17 protein-coding genes are annotated in these 17052 nt (G+C 61.6%); 14 read left to right on the top strand and 3 right to left on the bottom strand.

Going from position 1 to position 17052, the window contains the following annotated elements:
• Positions 1-75 precede the first annotated feature (75 nt).
• The 3 genes from SOP85_RS29155 to SOP85_RS29165 all read left to right on the top strand — a co-directional run bounded on the left by SOP85_RS29155 (position 76) and on the right by SOP85_RS29165 (position 1860).
• Entirely contained in the window at positions 76-465 is a 390-nt protein-coding gene (locus SOP85_RS29155) for a carboxymuconolactone decarboxylase family protein (RefSeq protein ID WP_008059553.1), read from the top strand.
• Between the two features lie 76 nt (positions 466-541).
• On the top strand, positions 542-1294 hold the full coding sequence (locus SOP85_RS29160; RefSeq protein ID WP_046817510.1) for a GntR family transcriptional regulator: 753 nt from the start codon (positions 542-544) through the stop codon (positions 1292-1294).
• Between the two features lie 2 nt (positions 1295-1296).
• Positions 1297-1860, top strand: coding sequence for an NUDIX hydrolase (locus SOP85_RS29165; RefSeq protein ID WP_274077873.1), 564 nt, complete (start codon positions 1297-1299; stop codon positions 1858-1860).
• Positions 1861-1989: 129 nt separating this feature from the next.
• Here SOP85_RS29165 and SOP85_RS29170 read toward each other — a convergent pair whose 3' ends face one another.
• Complete coding sequence (locus SOP85_RS29170; RefSeq protein WP_323629157.1) at positions 1990-2286, bottom strand: DUF1330 domain-containing protein; 297 nt, start codon at positions 2284-2286, stop codon at positions 1990-1992.
• 71 nt (positions 2287-2357) lie between these two features.
• On the opposite strand from SOP85_RS29170, the gene ribBA reads away from it, so the two are divergent.
• The 5 genes from ribBA to SOP85_RS29195 all read left to right on the top strand — a co-directional run bounded on the left by ribBA (position 2358) and on the right by SOP85_RS29195 (position 7778).
• Positions 2358-3467 (top strand): bifunctional 3,4-dihydroxy-2-butanone-4-phosphate synthase/GTP cyclohydrolase II, encoded by a 1110-nt coding sequence (gene ribBA / locus SOP85_RS29175; RefSeq protein ID WP_323629159.1) that lies wholly within the window; start codon positions 2358-2360, stop codon positions 3465-3467.
• A gap of 370 nt (positions 3468-3837) precedes the next feature.
• Positions 3838-4863: an ABC transporter substrate-binding protein gene (locus tag SOP85_RS29180; RefSeq protein ID WP_323629162.1), complete on the top strand. Its 1026-nt coding sequence runs from the start codon at positions 3838-3840 to the stop codon at positions 4861-4863.
• The gene (locus tag SOP85_RS29185) at positions 4860-5792 is read left to right on the top strand and encodes an ABC transporter permease (protein ID WP_323607483.1); all 933 of its coding nucleotides are present in this window, start codon (positions 4860-4862) and stop codon (positions 5790-5792) included. The genes SOP85_RS29180 and SOP85_RS29185 overlap by 4 nt, the downstream gene beginning before the upstream one ends.
• A gap of 6 nt (positions 5793-5798) precedes the next feature.
• Positions 5799-6608: an ABC transporter permease gene (locus SOP85_RS29190; RefSeq protein WP_007976227.1), complete on the top strand. Its 810-nt coding sequence runs from the start codon at positions 5799-5801 to the stop codon at positions 6606-6608.
• A 15-nt stretch (positions 6609-6623) separates the two neighbouring features.
• The gene (locus SOP85_RS29195) at positions 6624-7778 is read left to right on the top strand and encodes an ABC transporter ATP-binding protein (protein ID WP_274077868.1); all 1155 of its coding nucleotides are present in this window, start codon (positions 6624-6626) and stop codon (positions 7776-7778) included.
• Between the two features lie 646 nt (positions 7779-8424).
• On the opposite strand, the gene SOP85_RS29200 is transcribed toward SOP85_RS29195, so the two are convergent.
• Positions 8425-9831 carry a purine-cytosine permease family protein gene (locus SOP85_RS29200; RefSeq protein WP_323629164.1) on the bottom strand — a complete coding sequence of 469 codons (1407 nt, stop codon included), beginning with the start codon at positions 9829-9831 and terminating at the stop codon, positions 8425-8427.
• A 323-nt stretch (positions 9832-10154) separates the two neighbouring features.
• On the opposite strand from SOP85_RS29200, the gene SOP85_RS29205 reads away from it, so the two are divergent.
• The 6 genes from SOP85_RS29205 (at position 10155) to SOP85_RS29230 (ending at position 15408) form a co-directional block, all read left to right on the top strand.
• Positions 10155-10640, top strand: coding sequence for a flavin reductase family protein (locus SOP85_RS29205; RefSeq protein WP_274077866.1), 486 nt, complete (start codon positions 10155-10157; stop codon positions 10638-10640).
• Positions 10641-10794: 154 nt separating this feature from the next.
• A complete protein-coding gene (locus SOP85_RS29210) occupies positions 10795-11838 on the top strand; it encodes an LLM class flavin-dependent oxidoreductase (protein ID WP_274077865.1) in 1044 nt (347 codons plus the stop codon).
• 166 nt (positions 11839-12004) lie between these two features.
• Positions 12005-12157 carry a hypothetical protein gene (locus SOP85_RS29215; RefSeq protein ID WP_162837834.1) on the top strand — a complete coding sequence of 51 codons (153 nt, stop codon included), beginning with the start codon at positions 12005-12007 and terminating at the stop codon, positions 12155-12157.
• Between the two features lie 109 nt (positions 12158-12266).
• Complete coding sequence (locus tag SOP85_RS29220) at positions 12267-12944, top strand: isochorismatase family cysteine hydrolase (RefSeq protein WP_274077863.1); 678 nt, start codon at positions 12267-12269, stop codon at positions 12942-12944.
• A gap of 5 nt (positions 12945-12949) precedes the next feature.
• Positions 12950-14311, top strand: coding sequence for a purine-cytosine permease family protein (locus SOP85_RS29225; RefSeq protein ID WP_323629165.1), 1362 nt, complete (start codon positions 12950-12952; stop codon positions 14309-14311).
• 176 nt (positions 14312-14487) lie between these two features.
• Positions 14488-15408: a bifunctional 5,10-methylenetetrahydrofolate dehydrogenase/5,10-methenyltetrahydrofolate cyclohydrolase gene (locus SOP85_RS29230; protein ID WP_442967954.1), complete on the top strand. Its 921-nt coding sequence runs from the start codon at positions 14488-14490 to the stop codon at positions 15406-15408.
• Positions 15409-15573: 165 nt separating this feature from the next.
• Here SOP85_RS29230 and SOP85_RS29235 read toward each other — a convergent pair whose 3' ends face one another.
• A complete protein-coding gene (locus SOP85_RS29235; protein ID WP_274077850.1) occupies positions 15574-16899 on the bottom strand; it encodes an ammonium transporter in 1326 nt (441 codons plus the stop codon).
• Positions 16900-17052 lie beyond the last annotated feature (153 nt).

A 17052-nucleotide genomic window follows, 5' to 3' on the forward strand; every position in this document is an offset into this window, starting at 1 on the left:
TGCCGGCGAAGGCGCCCTCAAGTACGCCTTCGCCGGCAAGCCGGGCTCCTACAGGGGTCTAAGGAGATCATCGAAATGAGCAACGAAAAATACGAAAAAGGCCTCAAGATCCGCACCCAGGTGCTGGGCGAAGCCTATGTGAATCGTTCCATCGAGAACGCCGACGACTTCACCCGTCCCCTGCAGGAGATGGTCACCGAGTACTGCTGGGGCCACGTCTGGGGCCGTGAGGGTCTGTCGCTCAAGGAGCGCAGCATGATCAACCTGGCCATGATCTCGGCCCTCAACCGCCCGCACGAACTCAAGCTGCATGTGCGCGGCGCCTTGCGTAACGGCCTGAGTCGTGAGCAAATACGCGAAATTCTGCTTCAGGTCGGCATATATTGCGGTGTTCCCGCTGCCGTCGACAGTTTCCGGCTCGCCCGGGAAGCATTCGCCGAAGCCGATGCCGAGGCCTCAAGTTAACCCCTCGGCTGTTTGATCTGAACGAGCACGGACGGTGCCCGTTTTGCATGGACAGCCACATTCTAGAGCGGACCCCATGAAACGCCTGCCACTCGACGACAGCTTCAAGGTCAATCGCAACCCCGTTACCCTGCGCGAAATCGTGCTGGATAAACTGCGAAGTGCCATCATGAACTTCCAGCTCCTGCCGGGAGATCGACTGGTCGAACGCGATCTGTGCGATCGCCTGGGCGTGAGCCGCACCTCGGTGCGCGAAGCCTTGCGTCACCTGGAATCCGAAGGCCTGGTGGAGTTTGCCGATGCCAAGGGCCCGCGGGTGGCGATCATCACCCTGGCCGATGCCGTCGATATCTATGAGCTGCGTTGCGTGCTCGAAGGCCTGATCGTCCAGCTGTTCACCCTGCGGGCCAAGGCCAAGGACATCAAGGCCCTGGAAAAGGCCCTGGAAGAAAACCGCCAGGCCTTGAAGGAAGGCGAACTGCAGCAGGTCATCGACTCCGTCCAGGGTTTCTACGACGTGCTGCTCGAAGGCTCCGGCAACCACGTCGCCGCGACCCAGTTGCGTCAGTTGCAGGCGCGCATCAGCTATCTGCGGGCGACTTCGGTGTCCCAGCAGAACCGTCGCGGCGCCAGCAACCAGGAAATGGAACGCATGGTCGAGGCGATCAAGAGCGGTGATCCCCTGGCCGCTCACCAGGCGTGCGTCGACCACGTGCGCGCCGCCGCCACCGTCGCCCTCGATTACCTCAAGCGCAAGCAGGAAGAGACCGGGGCGATCCCCGAGATCACCCAGCCCATCGCACTCAAAGAACCTCGCATAGGTCGTTGATCATGTTCAGCCCGAGCTATTGTCCAAAGTGCGGCAGCAATGACCTCAAGTCACAACTGCCCCCGGGCGATACGCACGAGCGCCTGATGTGCCGCGTCTGCGGCTACATCCACTACGTCAATCCGAAAATCATCGCCGGCTGCATCATCGAACAGGACGGCAAGTACCTGCTGTGCCAACGCGCCATCCCCCCGCGCCCCGGCACCTGGACCTTGCCGGCGGGCTTCATGGAAGGTGGCGAAACCACCGAGCAGGCGGCGCTGCGCGAAGTCTGGGAAGAGAGCGGCGTGCGCGCGGAGATCCTCTCGCCCTACTCGATCTTCAGCGTGCCTACAATCTGCGAGGTGTACATCATCTTCCGCGCCATCGCGCTGGAGATCACCGGGCAATACGGGCCGGAAACCCTCGACTACAAATTCTTCGCGCCTGAGGACATTCCCTGGGACAGCATCTATTACCCGGCGATAAGGCAGATCCTCGAGCGTTATATCGAGGAGCGCCAGGCCGGGGTCTACGGGATCTATATCGGTAACGACGACACCGGCAAGATCCATTTCATCCGCTAGCGAAAACCTCCGATATTCCGCCATCCCTTGTAGGAGCTGGCTTGCCGGCGAAGGCGTCCTTGAGTATTGCGCAGGCCTCGCGGACGCCTTCGCTGGCAAGCCAGCTCCTACAGGGTGATGTGGTGTTTGTCAGAGCGGTGCCACGCCCTCGACAATGATCACCTCGGCCCGCGCCACGCCTTCGCGGTGCCCTTTCGCCTCCTGATACAGCTCGGATCGATAACAGGCCAACGCCTGCTCGTACGAGTCAAACTCGATCACCACGCTGCGTTGCGGCGTCGGCCGACCTTCCATCGCTTCGCTGCGTCCGCCGCGCGCCAATATCCGACCCCCGTATTCGGCAAACGCCTTCGGGGCCCGCTGGGTGTATTGGCTGTATTGATCGGGGTCGGTGATATCCACGTGAGCAATCCAGTACGCCTTCATAGTGACCTCTGTGGTTGTTGTGTATTATGGTATACCACAATATATCTCCATCAAACACCGAGAATCCTTACATGGCCTTCAACAGCATCGAAGAAATCATCGAAGACTACCGCCAGGGCAAGATGGTGCTCCTGGTGGACGACGAGGACCGGGAAAACGAAGGCGACCTGTTGCTGGCCGCCGACCGTTGCAGCGCCGAAGCCATCAGCTTCATGGCCCGTGAAGCACGCGGCCTGATCTGCCTGACCCTGACCGACGAGCATTGCCAGCGCCTTGGCCTTGAACAGATGGTGCCGAGCAATGGCAGCGTGTTCAGCACCGCGTTCACCGTGTCGATCGAAGCGGCGGTTGGCGTCACCACCGGCATCTCCGCCGCCGACCGCGCGCGCACCGTGGCCGCCGCCGTCGCCGAGGGCGCGAGTGCCACCGATATTGTGCAGCCCGGGCACATCTTCCCGCTGCGCGCGCGGGAAGGCGGCGTACTGACCCGCGCCGGTCATACCGAGGCCGGTTGCGACCTGGCTCGCCTGGCCGGCTTCACCCCCGCCTCGGTGATCGTCGAAGTGATGAACGATGACGGCACCATGGCGCGCCGCCCGGACCTGGAAGTGTTCGCGCGCAAGCACGGGATCAAGATCGGCACCATCGCCGACCTGATCCACTATCGTTTGAGTACCGAGCATACGGTGGTGCGCATCGGCGAGCGCGAGCTGCCGACGGTGCATGGCACCTTTCGTCTGATCACCTTTGAGGATCGCATCGAAGGCGGTGTCCACATGGCAATGGTCATGGGTGATCTGCGCCGCGATGAAGCGACGCTGGTGCGCGTACACGTGATCGACCCGTTGCGCGATCTGGTCGGTGCCGAATACAGCGGCCCATCGAACTGGACGCTATGGGCTGCTTTGCAGCGCGTGGCGCAGGAAGGTCGCGGCGTGGTGGTGGTGCTGGCCAACCACGAATCCTCGCAAGCGTTGCTGGAGCGGGTGCCGCAATTGACCCAGGCGCCGCGGCAATTCAGCCGTTCGCAGTCACGGATCTATTCGGAAGTCGGTACCGGGGCACAGATCCTGCAGAACCTTGGCGTCGGCAAGCTGCGGCATCTTGGGCCGCCGTTGAAATATGCAGGGCTGACCGGGTATGACCTGGAAGTCGTCGAGAGCATCCCGTTCACTTCCTGACCGGATGCATGCCCCTGTGGGAGCGGGCTTGCTCGCGAATGCGGTATGCCTGTCAGCATCTGTATTGCCTGACATGCCGCTTTCGCGAGCAAGCCCGCTCCCACAATGGATCGCGTTGACCGACTGACAGGTCCAGCTGCAAAAATCTCGATTTTGGCTGATAGCCGGTAAGGCAAAGTGCTTGCACAAAGTTTGGAATACCATAATATGATATTCCATAGACCGGGCGATTCAGCCAAGCGCACCCGACAGGGAAAGCACCCACAACAGCCCTTGGCCCGGTCGCCTTTCAAGGCCAGATGGACCTACTGCTCCCGATAGGCGGGCACTACCAAGCCCGCTCAAAAACACAACAAATGAGGGCGTGAAAATGGTGTTGAACAAACGTGCAACCGCAGTACTGTTCGCCGGCCTGGTGGCCACGGCCAGTCATGTGGTTATGGCGGCCGAAAGCGTCAACTTCGTCAGCTGGGGCGGTAGCACTCAGGATGCACAGAAGCAGGCCTGGGCCGATCCGTTCAGCAAGTCCACCGGTATCACCGTGGTCCAGGATGGCCCTACCGACTACGGCAAGCTCAAGGCCATGGTCGAAAGCGGCAACGTGCAGTGGGACGTGGTCGACGTCGAAGCCGACTTCGCCTTGCGCGCCGCCGCCGAAGGCCTGCTCGAACCCCTCGATTTCAAAGTCATCGATCGCGCCAAGATCGACCCGCGGTTCGTTTCCGATCACGGCGTCGGCTCGTTCTTCTTCTCTTTCGTGCTCGGCTACAACGAAGGCAAGCTGGGTGCCAACAAACCCCAGGACTGGTCCTCGCTGTTCGATACCAAGACCTTCCCCGGCAAACGCGCCCTCTACAAATGGCCAAGCCCTGGCGTGCTCGAACTGGCGCTGCTGGCCGATGGCGTCGCCGCCGACAAGCTCTACCCGCTGGACCTGGACCGCGCCTTCAAGAAACTCGACACCATCAAGAAAGACATTGTCTGGTGGGGCGGCGGCGCGCAGTCGCAACAGCTGTTGGCCTCCGGTGAAGCGAGCATGGGCCAGTTCTGGAACGGTCGCATTCACGCCCTGCAGGAAGACGGTGCACCGGTCGGCGTGAGCTGGAAACAGAACCTGGTCATGGCCGACATCCTGGTCATTCCAAAGGGTTCGAAGAACAAGGACGCGGCGATGAAGTTCCTCGCCAATGCCAGCAGTGCCAAGGGCCAGGCCGACTTCTCCAACCTGACCGCCTACGCCCCGGTCAACGTCGACAGCGTGGCGCGCCTGGACTCGGAGCTGGCCCCGAACCTGCCGACGGCCTACGCCAAGGATCAAATCACTCTTGATTTCGCCTACTGGGCCAAGAACGGTCCTGCTATCGCGACACGGTGGAACGAATGGCTGGTCAAATGAAAATGACGGCAACTGCGTCCCGTCCATCCTCGCCCGTCGGGAGCGCCCTTGGCGCTGCCGGCAAGGCCGCTGCGATGACGCAAACCCCGACCCTGGCGCAACGCTGGCGCGGATCGAGCAACCTGATCCCCGCCCTGCTGTTCCTCGGCCTGTTCTTCCTGGCACCCCTGATCGGCCTGCTGCTGCGCGGCGTGCTGGAGCCTGTGCCTGGGTTGGGCAACTACGAGCAGCTGTTCGCCAACTCGGCCTATGCCCGGGTCTTGCTCAACACCTTCTCGGTGGCCGGCCTGGTGACGCTGTTCAGCCTGCTGCTGGGTTTCCCGCTGGCCTGGGCGATCACCCTGGTGCCCCGCGGCTGGGGTCGCTGGATCCTCAACATCGTGCTGTTGTCGATGTGGACCAGCCTCCTCGCCCGCACCTATTCCTGGCTGGTGTTGCTGCAAGCCTCCGGGGTGATCAACAAGGCGCTGATGGCCATGGGCATCATCGATCAGCCGCTGGAGATGGTGCATAACCTCACCGGCGTGGTGATCGGCATGAGCTACATCATGATCCCGTTCATCGTGCTGCCTCTGCAGGCGACCATGCAGGCCATCGACCCGATGATCCTGCAGGCCGGCTCGATCTGCGGCGCGAGTCCCTGGACCAACTTCTTCCGGGTGTTCCTGCCGCTGTGCCGGCCGGGGCTGTTCTCCGGCGGCTTGATGGTGTTCGTGATGTCCCTCGGTTACTACGTGACGCCAGCGTTGCTGGGCGGTGCGCAGAACATGATGCTGCCCGAGTTCATCATCCAGCAGGTGCAGTCGTTCCTCAATTGGGGCCTGGCCAGCGCCGGTGCCGCGTTGCTGATCGTGATCACGCTGGTGCTGTTCTACTTCTACCTGAAGCTTCAGCCGGAATCCCCGGTTGGCGCCAGCAACGCGAGGTAAGCCGTCATGCTCCTGACCCCCAATGCCATGAGCCGCCGGATGCGCTTTGGCCTGTATGCCACCACCGGGCTGATCGGTCTGTTCCTGTTGTTGCCGATCGTGTTCATCGTCCTGCTGTCGTTCGGCTCGTCGCAATGGCTGGTGTTCCCGCCACCGGGCTGGACGCTGAAATGGTACGGCCAGTTTTTCTCCAACGCCGACTGGATGAACGCGGCCATGGCCAGCCTCAAGGTCGCGGTACTGACCACGTTCTTCGCCGTGGCCCTGGGCCTGCCGACCGCCTTCGCCCTGGTGCGCGGGCGCTTCCCGGGCCGGGAAATGCTCTACGGCCTGTTCACCCTGCCGATGATCGTGCCGCTGGTGATCATTGCCGTGGCGGTGTACGCGCTGTTCCTGAAACTGGGCTACACCGGGACCATGTTCGCGTTCGTGGTCAGCCACGTGATCGTCGCGTTGCCGTTCACCATCATTTCGATCATCAACTCGCTGAAGCTGTTCGACCAGTCGATCGAAGATGCCGCGGTGATCTGCGGTGCCTCGCGCCTGCAGGCGGTGTTCAAGGTGACCTTCCCGGCGATCCGTCCGGGCATGGTAGCCGGCGCCCTCTTCGCCTTCCTCGTCTCGTGGGATGAAGTGGTGCTGAGCGTGATGATGGCCAGCCCGACCCTGCAAACCCTTCCCGTGAAAATGTGGACCACCCTGCGCCAGGACCTGACGCCCGTGATCGCCGTCGCCTCGACGCTGCTGATCGGCCTCTCGGTACTGGTCATGGTGATCGCCGCCGCACTGCGCCGGCGCAACGAAATCAGCGCCTAAGCGCAGGAGTACGACATGAGTGCAGTGATCAAAGATTCCGCGCAGCAAAATGACAAGCCCCTGGTGAGCCTGCGCAACCTGAACAAATACTACGGCGACTTTGCCGCCGTGGACGACATCTCGCTGGACATCAAGGACGGTGAATTCCTCACCTTCCTGGGCTCCAGCGGCTCGGGCAAAAGTACCACCCTGTCGATGCTCGCCGGTTTTGAAACCCCGAGCAGCGGCGAGATCCTGGTCAATGGCCAGTCGCTGGTGAACGTGCCGCCGCACAAGCGTGACATCGGCATGGTGTTCCAGCGCTACTCGCTGTTCCCGCACCTGTCGGTGCGCGACAACATCGCCTTCCCGTTGGCGATCCGCAAACTGGCCACCGCCGAGCGTGAACGTCGGGTCGATGCCATGCTCAAGCTGGTGCAGCTCGAGCAATTCGCCCATCGCCGCCCTTCGCAACTCTCCGGCGGCCAGCAGCAACGTGTCGCCATCGCCCGGGCGCTGGTCTACGAACCACGCATCCTGCTGATGGATGAACCGCTGGGCGCACTGGACAAGAAACTGCGTGAAGACTTGCAGGACGAACTGCGCCAGCTGCATCGGCGCCTGGGCATCACCATCGTCTACGTGACCCACGACCAGGAAGAAGCCATGCGCCTGTCCCAGCGCATCGCCATCTTCAGCCACGGCAAGATCGTCGGCCTGGGCAGCGGTTATGACCTGTACCAGAACCCGCCGAACGCCTTTGTCGCCTCGTTCCTCGGCAACTCGAACTTCCTCAAGCTCAAGGCCCAGGGCAACGCGGTGGCTTCGTTCGAAGGGCAGCCGCTGTCGATCCGCCTGACGGCCGGGCTGCAAACCGATCAGGATGTACTGTTGATGGTGCGGCCGGAAAAGGCCTTGGCCCTGAGCATCGAGCAAGCCGCCCAGGAACCGCTGGCCGCGGGCTGGAATGAAGTGACGGCCAAGGTGGTGGAGGTGTTGTTCCTGGGTGAAAGCCAGACGTGCAGCGTGGTGACTTCGGGCGGTACGTCGATGACCGTCAAGGCGCTTTCTGCGGCGGGCATGCCGATGCAGGCGGGTGATCCGGTGCGGGTGCGTTGGGCGACTGCGGATGCTTGTGTTTATACCGAGTGGGCGGAGAGTGATTTGAACAAGGCTGCAGGGGCGCATTGATGCCTTGAGGTTCCTCTGGGCCGTTAATTGAGTATCACCCTCGGGTCGCCGCAACGTCGGGTTGCGGTGGCCCTTTTTTTTGGCGTACATATCCATTGCTGCAGTACCGCAAAACCTTGTGGGAGCTGGCCTGCCGGCGATGGCGGCCTGACAGCCGACCTGATCTCAAGTGAACGCCCCTGTAGGAGCTGGCTTGTCGGGTCGCCGCATCGCAGCGATGGTCGTCAACGATGACGCGAGCTGTCTGTGGGACCGCGTATTTCGGACGTTTTTCGCGAGCAAGCTCGCTCCTACAGGTAAGAGGTGCGCCATAGGTGGCCGTTACCGCAGGAATGAATATGTACTCCAACACCAAACAATAGGTCGGCTGTCAGGCCGCCATCGCCGGCAGGCCAGCTCCCACAGTAGATCGGGTAGGGCCGCGAGAGATGGGTCGGTTGTGAGGCCGCCTTCGCTGGCAAGCCAGCTCCTACAGTAGATTGGGGACGGCCGTGGGAGATGGGTCGGTTGTCAGGCCGCCATCGCCGGCAAGCCGGCTCCTACAGTCGATCGTGTATAGCCGCGATCAGGTAGCAATCCGGATATGTTTACGAGCAAAACAAAAATGCCCGGCCAAAAGCCGGGCATTCCAGACAAACAAAAACCATCAATCGGTATAACCCAACTTAGAAGCCCGACTCCGCTCAGCCCGCCCACGGGTAGCCAGGCAATAGTAGAGCGGACAAGTCACCACCAATCCCACCAGCCACGACAAGTCCGCCCCTTCCACCAGATTGGCATAAGGCCCGACATACAACGACGTATTGGCAAACGGCAGCTGCACAACAATCCCGATGAAATACGCGACGATCGCATGCAGATTGTAGCGCCCATAAATCCCGCCATCCGCACGGAAGATCGAGGTTATGTCATAGGACCCGCGCTTGATCACATAGAAGTCGATCAGGTTGATCGAAGCCCAGGGCACCAGCACCAGCAGCAACGCCAGGATCAGCCCGATGAACTGCGAGATGAAGTCCGCCGAAGCGCCCAGCGCCACCACACAGCAGCCCACCAGCACCACGGTCGACAACACCACACGCACCTTGATGCTCGGCGTCCACTGACTGGCGAAGGTCTGGATCGAGGTGATGATCGACAGCACTGCGCCATACAGATTCAAGGCGTTGTGGCTGATGATGTTGAGCAGGAACAGCACCATCAGGATCGGCCCCAGCCAGCCGGTGGATTGCTTCACCGCAGCCATTGCTTCGGTGCCTTCCGGGGTCGCCAGTACAGCCACCGCGCCGAAGGTGAAGGACAGGATCGTGCCCAGGGTTGCCCCCAGGTAGGTGGCCCAGAACGGCTTGGCGATGCCGATGTCGGCCGGCAGGTAGCGCGAGTAGTCCGACACGTAGGGCGAAAAGCTGATCTGCCAGATGATCCCCAGGGACACCGTGGCCAACCAGCCGGACAAGTTGAAACCGCCGCGGGTGAAAAAGTCCGCCGGCAGGTCATGGGCGAAGATGTAGAGGAAGCCGGCGAGCAAGGCGCTGCCCATGACCCAGGTGCCGATGCGGTTGAGTGAGTGGATGAAGCGGTAACCGATCACGCCGATCGCCGTGGCGCTCAGGGCGCCGATCAGGATGCTCGCCGGCACTGGCACCGACGGTGCGATGCCGACAATCGACTTGCCCGCCAGCACGATGTTGGAGATGAAGAAACCGACGTAGATCAGTGCCGCAAAAAACACGATCAGCAACGCACCATAGCGCCCAAACTGACCCCGGCTCTGGACCATTTGCGGAATACCCATGCGCGGCCCCTGGGCCGACGCCAGGGCAATCACCAGCCCGCCGACCATATGCCCGAGGGCAATCGCCAGCAACCCCCAGAACAGGTCGAGGTGGAACACCTGGACCACCATGGCACCCGTCACGATGGGCAGCGGCGCAATGTTAGTGCTGAACCATAGGGTGAAAAGATCGCGGGCCTTCCCGTGGCGCTCTGCGAGTGGAACGTAATCGACCGTGTGATTCTCGATCAACGGGTCTTGCCGGGACATCTGGGACATATGCATGAACTCGAGTTTGTCTGTTCTTATCTTTGTATGAAGCCAAACCGGGGGGACTCTGTGGTCGCCCCTCAGATGCGCACCATATTATGGTATTCCAACATTTTCACAAGACTGATCCGGTCTTGAAATGCCCATCTGATCCGCCATCCTGCCCGCCAGTCAGCGTTCATGACCCGCTTGAAGCCCCGTAAACATTGAGGTTCCGACGACGACCCTACGTTTATCGGTTCACCGAAAAAGACCTTGCAAACGATGTATTACGGTATACCATCAGACCTACAAACTCATAAAAACCACGTTCCACTCCCGAGGACAGTCCAATGATCGATGCCGCCATCTACAAACAAGTCATGGGCTCGTTCCCGTCCGGCGTCTGCGTGATCACCACACTCGATGACGACGGCCAGATCGTCGGCCTGACCGCCAGCGCCTTCAGCTCGCTGTCGATGGACCCGGCCCTGGTGTTGTTCTGCCCCAACTACAGCTCCGACTCCTACCCGGTCCTGATCAGGAACAAGCGCTTTGCCATTCACGTACTGTCCGGCGGCCAGCAGAGCGAAGCCTATGCCTTCGCACGCAAGGGCAAGGACAAGGCGCAGGGCATCGAGTGGACGTTGAGCGAGCTGGGCAACCCGATCCTGGCCAACGCCACGGCGGTCATCGAATGCGAGTTGTGGCGCGAATATGAAGGGGGCGATCACGCGATCATGGTCGGCGCGGTGAAGAACCTGATCGTGCCCCGGCAGAACGCCGGGCCGCTGGTGTATTGCCACGGCAAGATGGGTGCCTTGCCCGTTCTGGCCTGACACTTACAGGCAAAAGATCACCGCCTGTGCAGGAGCTGCCGCAGGCTGCGATCTTCTGATCTTAAAATTGTTGCATCAATATCGTATTATGGTATACCAATAATCAACAGCCCCGCAGTCGACGGGTCGACCACAAGAGATTCGAGGTAGCGTCATGAAATTTTCCCTGTTCGTACACATGGAACGTTGGGACGAAAGCGTCAGCCACCGCCAGTTGTTCGAAGACTTGACCGAACTGACGCTGATGGCCGAGGCCGGTGGTTTCAGCACCGTATGGATCGGTGAACACCACGCCATGGAATACACCATTTCGCCAAGCCCGATGCCGCTGCTGGCCTACCTGGCCGGCAAGACCACCACCATTCACCTGGGCGCCGGCACCATCATCGCGCCGTTCTGGCACCCGATCCGGGTCGCCGGTGAATGCGCGCTGCTGGACGTCATCAGCAACGGGCGCATGGAAGTGGGCCTGGCCCGTGGCGCTTACCAGGTTGAATTCGACCGCATGGCCGGCGGCATGCCCGCCTCCTCTGGCGGCCAGGCATTGCGGGAAATGGTTCCGGTGGTGCGTGCCCTGTGGCAAGGCGACTACGCCCATGACGGCGACATCTGGAAATTCCCGACGTCCACCAGCGTGCCCAAGCCGATCCAGAAGCCGAACCCGCCGATGTGGATCGCCGCCCGTGACCCGGACTCGCACAACTTCGCCGTCGCCAACGGCTGCAACGTAATGGTCACGCCGCTGATGAAAGGCGATGAAGAAGTCCTCGACCTGAAGAACAAATTCCAGGCCGCCCTGGACAACAACCCGGACGTGCCGCGCCCGCAATTGATGGTGCTGCGTCATACCCACGTGCACTCGGCCGACAATCCCGAAGGCTGGAAAGTCGGAGCCAAGGCCATCGCCAGGTTCTACCGCACTTTCGATGCCTGGTTCGGCAACAAGGTAACCCCGGTCAACGGCTTCCTGGAGCCCAGCCCGGAAGAGAAATTCGCCGGCCGCCCGGAGTTCGAACTGGAGAGCCTGCACAAGACCGCCATGATCGGCACCCCGGAAGAAATCATTCCGCGCATCAAGTACTATCAGGAACTGGGCGTCGACGAGTTCAGCTTCTGGTGCGACAACAGCCTGCCGCACGCCGAGAAGAAAAAGTCCCTGGAGCTGTTTATCAAGCACGTGGTTCCGGCGTTCCGGTAGGAGCAAGCTTGCTCGCGTTGGACGCCAACGATAACGCGCGCCATCTGAATGACCGCGTTGACCTGTGGGAGCGGGCTTGCTCGCGAAAGCGTCAGGTCCGTCGCCATCGATGTTGAATGAGCTGCCCTCTTCGCAAGCAAGCTCGCTCCTACAAGGGTTGATTCCCATGTCCAATGGTCGTCTCCAATCACTCGCCCTTCCCTCCAGCGCCGCGCGGGCTTACCTGCGCGGTGGCTGGACGTCTTCGCACCTGCATTTCAAGCGCCTGCGCGCCAGCGTTACCGCCAAGCAGAACGGCTTCTGGCAAATAGTTCACTGAGCCCACCCGAACAGGAATCCACGTAGCCGAACGTCAGGCGATAGCCTCGCGCTTGCGCTGCATTGTGCTTCGGGACGCTACCGCGTCCGGCCATGATCAGGTTTGCTCCATGAACAATAAAAACGCACTGTTGATCATCGACATGCAACAGGAGGACGGCTTCGTCCTCGAACACTTCGACTCGGTGGTGGCCAACACGGCCTTCCTTCTCGAAACCGCCCGCCAGCAGCGGGTCCCGATCCTCTATACCCGCCATGTCAATCCAGCCGATGGCAGCGACCTGCCGCCCGGCGAACCCCGCGCGCCCGACGGCGGCCCCAGCGGTTATCGCGCCGGCACCCGCCAGGTGGAGATCATCGAGAGCCTGGCCCCGCAGCCCGCTGAAACGGTGATCGATAAAGGCCGCTACAGCGCCTTCCACCGGACCGACCTGGATGCCCGGCTCAAGGCGCTGGACGTTCACACGCTGACCATCTGCGGCGTACTCACCGATGTCTGCGTGCTGACCACGGTGTTCGACGCCTTCGCCCTGGGTTACCACATTCGCCTGGTCAGCGACGCCTGCACCACGACCACCCTCGCCGGCCACTACTCGGCCCTGTTGATCATGGCCAACTGGGTCTACTCCCTGGAAATCCTCACCCGCAGCGAATGCCAACGCGCCCTGGAAAACCGCGACTACCTGAGCCTCAATCCCGAGCACCCGGACCTGTTCGCCCACCAGCCCCATGAGCTGCCAGGCACCATCGCCCGTTTGCACGCCCACCTCGCCCGGACTCAGGAGTAATCGCCATGCAAGTTGAAAAAAGAAGCATCGATTTCATCCCCGAAGGCGAACGCCATGGCCGGCCGGGGTCGCTGTTCTTCATCTGGTTCGGCGCCAACATGAACATCACCACCATCGCCTCCGGTGTGCTGCCGGTGGTGATGGGGCTCAACCTGTTCTGGAGCGCCCTGGCAATCGTCGTCGGCTCGTTGCTGGGGGCGATTTTCATGGCCTCCCATTCCGCCCAGGGGCCCAAATTGGGCATTCCGCAGATGATCCAGAGCCGCGCGCAATTCGGCGTGCTCGGGGCGGTGTTGCCGCTGCTGTTCGTAATGCTGATCTACCTCGGGTTCTTCGTCAGCAATACCCTGCTGGCGGCCCAGGCGCTGGAGTCGGTCAGCCCGCTGCCGGCCAGCGGCAACATCTACCTGATCGGCGCCCTGTGCTTCGTGGTAGCGCTGTTTGGCTACCGGCTGATTCACCGCTTGCAGAAGCTGCTGTCGATCCTCTCCCTGCTGGTCTTCGCCGCCGCCACGCTGTTCGCCCTGCAGCTGTCGATCCCGACCGAGCAATGGCTGCCGACGGGGTTCTCGCTGTCGAAGTTCCTGGTGGCGGTGAGCATCGCCGTGACCTGGCAGCTGTCCTATGCGCCCTATGTCGCCGACTATTCGCGTTATCTGCCGAGCAATACCTCGAGCGCCCAAGTGTTCTGGTACAGCTACGCCGGCACGGTCAGCGGCGGTGCCTGGATGATGATTCTCGGGGCGATCCTGAGCGTCGGCATCGGCGACTTTTCCAGCAACGTCGGCGGCCATGTCGCCGGGCTGTTCGGCAGCGGCGCGATCCTGCTGTTCGCGTTCATCGTCTATGGCCAGGTGTCGATCAACGTGTTCAACCTGTACGGTGCGTTCATGTCGACCATCACCGTGATCGAACCCTTCGCAAGATTGAAAGTGACGCCGCGGGTGCGTGGCCTGTTCATGCTGGTAATCAGCGTGGTGGCGACCGGCCTGAGCACCATCAGTCAGGACGATTTCATCACCTTCTTCCTCAACTTCATTTTCTTCATGAGCTACTTCCTGATCCCCTGGACGGCGATCAACCTGGTGGACTTCTATTGCCTGCGCAAAGGTGAATACCGGATCGACGACATCTTCGACCTCAACGGGATTTACGGGCGGGTCAACTGGATCGCCTGCGGCAGTTTTGTCCTGGCGATTGCCCTGGAGATTCCGTTCATGAATACCACGCTCTATGTCGGTCCGGTCGCCACGGCGCTCGATGGCGTCGACCTGGCCTGGCTGGTCGGCTTGCTGGTGCCGGCCGTGAGTTATTACTGGCTGATGAAGCTCGGCAAGCGCGGCGAACGCGTCGCTGAACTGTCCTGATCCATCCCTGGAGAGCCGAACGTCGGACGCGGTGCGCAGTGATCGCGGGCGTGCCGGTGGTGTATGGCTGCCATCAACTGGTAGCCTGAGCGTCCTTGCCCGCAGGTCTCTGATCCATCATCGGGGCGCAACGGCGCCTCGGTGATCGCTTCATCTCCCACTCAATCAAGACAACGGTGACTATTTTGCTCAACGCCACCCCCGCACCTGCCCGCGATATCGACGGCAAAGCCATCTCGGCCCTGGTTCTCGACGAGGTTCGAGAAGAGGTCGAGGTCCTGGCCCGACAACAGATCTTCCCGGCCCTGGCCGTGCTGCTGGTGGGTGAGGACCCGGCCAGTGAGGTGTATGTACGCAACAAGCTGCTGCGGGCCAGGGAGGTCGGCATCCGTTCACTGGAGTACCGCCTGGCGGAAAACGCCAGTCAGGCCGAGGTGCTGGACCTGATCGCGCAACTGAACGCCGACGTCACGGTGAACGGGATCCTGGTGCAATTGCCGTTGCCGGCCCACATCGATGAAGCGGCGGTGATCCATGCCATCGATCCGATCAAGGACGTGGACGGGTTTCATCGGGAAAACGTCGGTGGCCTGGTCCAGGGCATCGAAGTGCTGACCCCCTGCACTCCAAGCGGCTGCATGCGCCTGCTGCACGAAACCTGCGGCGACTTGAGTGGCAAGCACGCCGTGGTCATCGGTCGTTCGAACATTGTCGGCAAGCCCATGGCGACGCTGTTGTTGCAGGCCGACTGCTCGGTCAGTGTGGTGCACTCGCGCAGCGTCGATGCGCCGGCATTGTGCAGGCTGGCAGACATAGTGGTGGCGGCGGTGGGTCGTCCAGGGCTGATCGATGCGAGCTGGCTCAAGCCCGGGGCGGTGGTGATCGATGTGGGGATCAATCGCAACAGCAGCGAGTCGGGCAATCGACTGGTCGGCGATGTCGACTACGCCAGTGCGCGCACGGTCGCCAGCGCCATCACACCGGTGCCCGGTGGGGTCGGGCCGATGACCATTGCCTATCTGCTGAAGAACACCCTGATCGCCAGCCAGTTGCAGCGGGCGGTGGGAATTCGTCAGGCGGAACCAGCCTTCGTCTGATGTACGTGTACATGTAGGAGCGAGCTTGCTCGCGATGGTCGTTAACGATGACGCGTGTTTTCAGGTTACACGCGGCGCCTTTGAGACCATCGCGAGCAAGCTCGCTCCTACAGGGTTACAGGGTTACAGGGTTACAGGGTTACAGGGAGACATGGCTCCCGTCGATCAGTGGTTGTAGGCACGCTCGTTGTGCTCGGCCAGATCCAGGCCCATCTCCTCCACCGAGTCATCGGCGCGCAAGCCGATCACCGCGTTGATCACCTTGAGAATGATCCAGCTGATGGCGAAGCAATAGACCGTGGTCATCAACACACCCTTCACTTGCGCCAGCACCTGACCGCCCATGGTCACGCCTTCTACCAGCCCGCCCAGGGACGGTACGCAGAACACGCCGGTCAAAACCGCGCCGATCATCCCGCCGATGCCGTGAAGCCCGAATACATCCAGGCTGTCGTCATAACCGAAGCGACGCTTGAGCACGGTGACGCTCAGGTAGCAGAACACCCCGCACAACAGACCGATGGCCAGCGCACCGCCCACGCCCACATAGGCGCACGCCGGCGTAATCCCCACCAGACCGGCCAGGGCACCGCTGGCCAGGCCCAGCGCACTTGGTTTGCCGACCTTGAACCACTCGGTGAACATCCAGCCCAGGATCCCGGCGCACGCGCCCAGTTGGGTGTTGAGCATGACCACGCCGGACGTGCCGCTGAGGCCGCCACCGGAACCGATGTTGAAACCGAACCAGCCGACCCAGAGCATGGCGGCACCGGCCATGGTCAGGCTCAGGTTGTGCGCCGGCATTGGCGTATTTTCATAGCCCTTGCGCTTGCCCAGGATCAGGCAGGCGGCCAGCGCGGCGACACCGGCATTGATGTGCACCGCGGTGCCACCGGCGAAATCGAGGACACCCCAGTTATGCATCAGAGCCCCCGCCCCACCCCAGACCATGTGCGCCACCGGGGCGTACACCAGGGTGAACCAAAGCGCCATGAACAGCAGCGCCGCCGAGAACTTCATGCGCTCGGCGAAGGCACCGGCGATCAGCGCCGGGGTGATGATGGCGAAGGTCATCTGGAAGGTCACGAACACCCCTTCCGGGATCTCGCCGACCAGGCTTTCCGGGGTCATGCCGGCAAGAAAGGCCCGGCTCAGGCCGCCGACAAAACTGTTGAAGCTCACCTCGCCCTCGACCATCCCCGTGGAGTCGACCACCATGCTGTAGCCGTAGATCACCCACAGGACCCCCACCAGGCCGGCGATGCCGAAACACTGGGTGAACAACGACAACATGTTTTTCGCCCGCACCAGGCCGCCATAAAACAGGGCGAGACCGGGCAGGCACATGAACAGCACCAAGACCGTGGCGGTGACCATCCAGGCGGTGCTGCCGGTGTTCAATGTTGGTGCATCGGCGGCCTGCGCCAGGGGCACCAGCGCACCGGCCGCCACCAGGCCCAGAAGGGATTTGCCGAGAAGACGATTGACCATGTTCAAAGCTCCTGCAATGGAAATCGGAAGTGTCGGGCAGCGAGCAAGTGAAAAAACAATGGGCCTTGATGGCCTCTTCGAATATCTGATGCGTATACGTCCTTGTAGGAGCCCGGCTTGCCGGCGAAGGCGATCTCTCGGACGCCTTCGCCG

Origin of the sequence: Pseudomonas sp. YuFO20, assembly GCF_035064975.1 — a bacterium.
Taxonomy (GTDB): Bacteria; Pseudomonadota; Gammaproteobacteria; order Pseudomonadales; family Pseudomonadaceae; genus Aquipseudomonas; species Aquipseudomonas putida_AE.

Coding starts and splice junctions, on each gene's coding strand:
- SOP85_RS29155 (WP_008059553.1), top strand. CDS start 76: ATGAGCAACGAAAAATACGAAAAAGGCCTCAAGATCCGCACCCAGGTG.
- SOP85_RS29160 (WP_046817510.1), top strand. CDS start 542: ATGAAACGCCTGCCACTCGACGACAGCTTCAAGGTCAATCGCAACCCC.
- SOP85_RS29165 (WP_274077873.1), top strand. CDS start 1,297: ATGTTCAGCCCGAGCTATTGTCCAAAGTGCGGCAGCAATGACCTCAAG.
- SOP85_RS29170 (WP_323629157.1), bottom strand. CDS start 2,286: ATGAAGGCGTACTGGATTGCTCACGTGGATATCACCGACCCCGATCAA.
- ribBA (WP_323629159.1), top strand. CDS start 2,358: ATGGCCTTCAACAGCATCGAAGAAATCATCGAAGACTACCGCCAGGGC.
- SOP85_RS29180 (WP_323629162.1), top strand. CDS start 3,838: ATGGTGTTGAACAAACGTGCAACCGCAGTACTGTTCGCCGGCCTGGTG.
- SOP85_RS29185 (WP_323607483.1), top strand. CDS start 4,860: ATGAAAATGACGGCAACTGCGTCCCGTCCATCCTCGCCCGTCGGGAGC.
- SOP85_RS29190 (WP_007976227.1), top strand. CDS start 5,799: ATGCTCCTGACCCCCAATGCCATGAGCCGCCGGATGCGCTTTGGCCTG.
- SOP85_RS29195 (WP_274077868.1), top strand. CDS start 6,624: ATGAGTGCAGTGATCAAAGATTCCGCGCAGCAAAATGACAAGCCCCTG.
- SOP85_RS29200 (WP_323629164.1), bottom strand. CDS start 9,831: ATGTCCCAGATGTCCCGGCAAGACCCGTTGATCGAGAATCACACGGTC.
- SOP85_RS29205 (WP_274077866.1), top strand. CDS start 10,155: ATGATCGATGCCGCCATCTACAAACAAGTCATGGGCTCGTTCCCGTCC.
- SOP85_RS29210 (WP_274077865.1), top strand. CDS start 10,795: ATGAAATTTTCCCTGTTCGTACACATGGAACGTTGGGACGAAAGCGTC.
- SOP85_RS29215 (WP_162837834.1), top strand. CDS start 12,005: ATGTCCAATGGTCGTCTCCAATCACTCGCCCTTCCCTCCAGCGCCGCG.
- SOP85_RS29220 (WP_274077863.1), top strand. CDS start 12,267: ATGAACAATAAAAACGCACTGTTGATCATCGACATGCAACAGGAGGAC.
- SOP85_RS29225 (WP_323629165.1), top strand. CDS start 12,950: ATGCAAGTTGAAAAAAGAAGCATCGATTTCATCCCCGAAGGCGAACGC.
- SOP85_RS29235 (WP_274077850.1), bottom strand. CDS start 16,899: ATGGTCAATCGTCTTCTCGGCAAATCCCTTCTGGGCCTGGTGGCGGCC.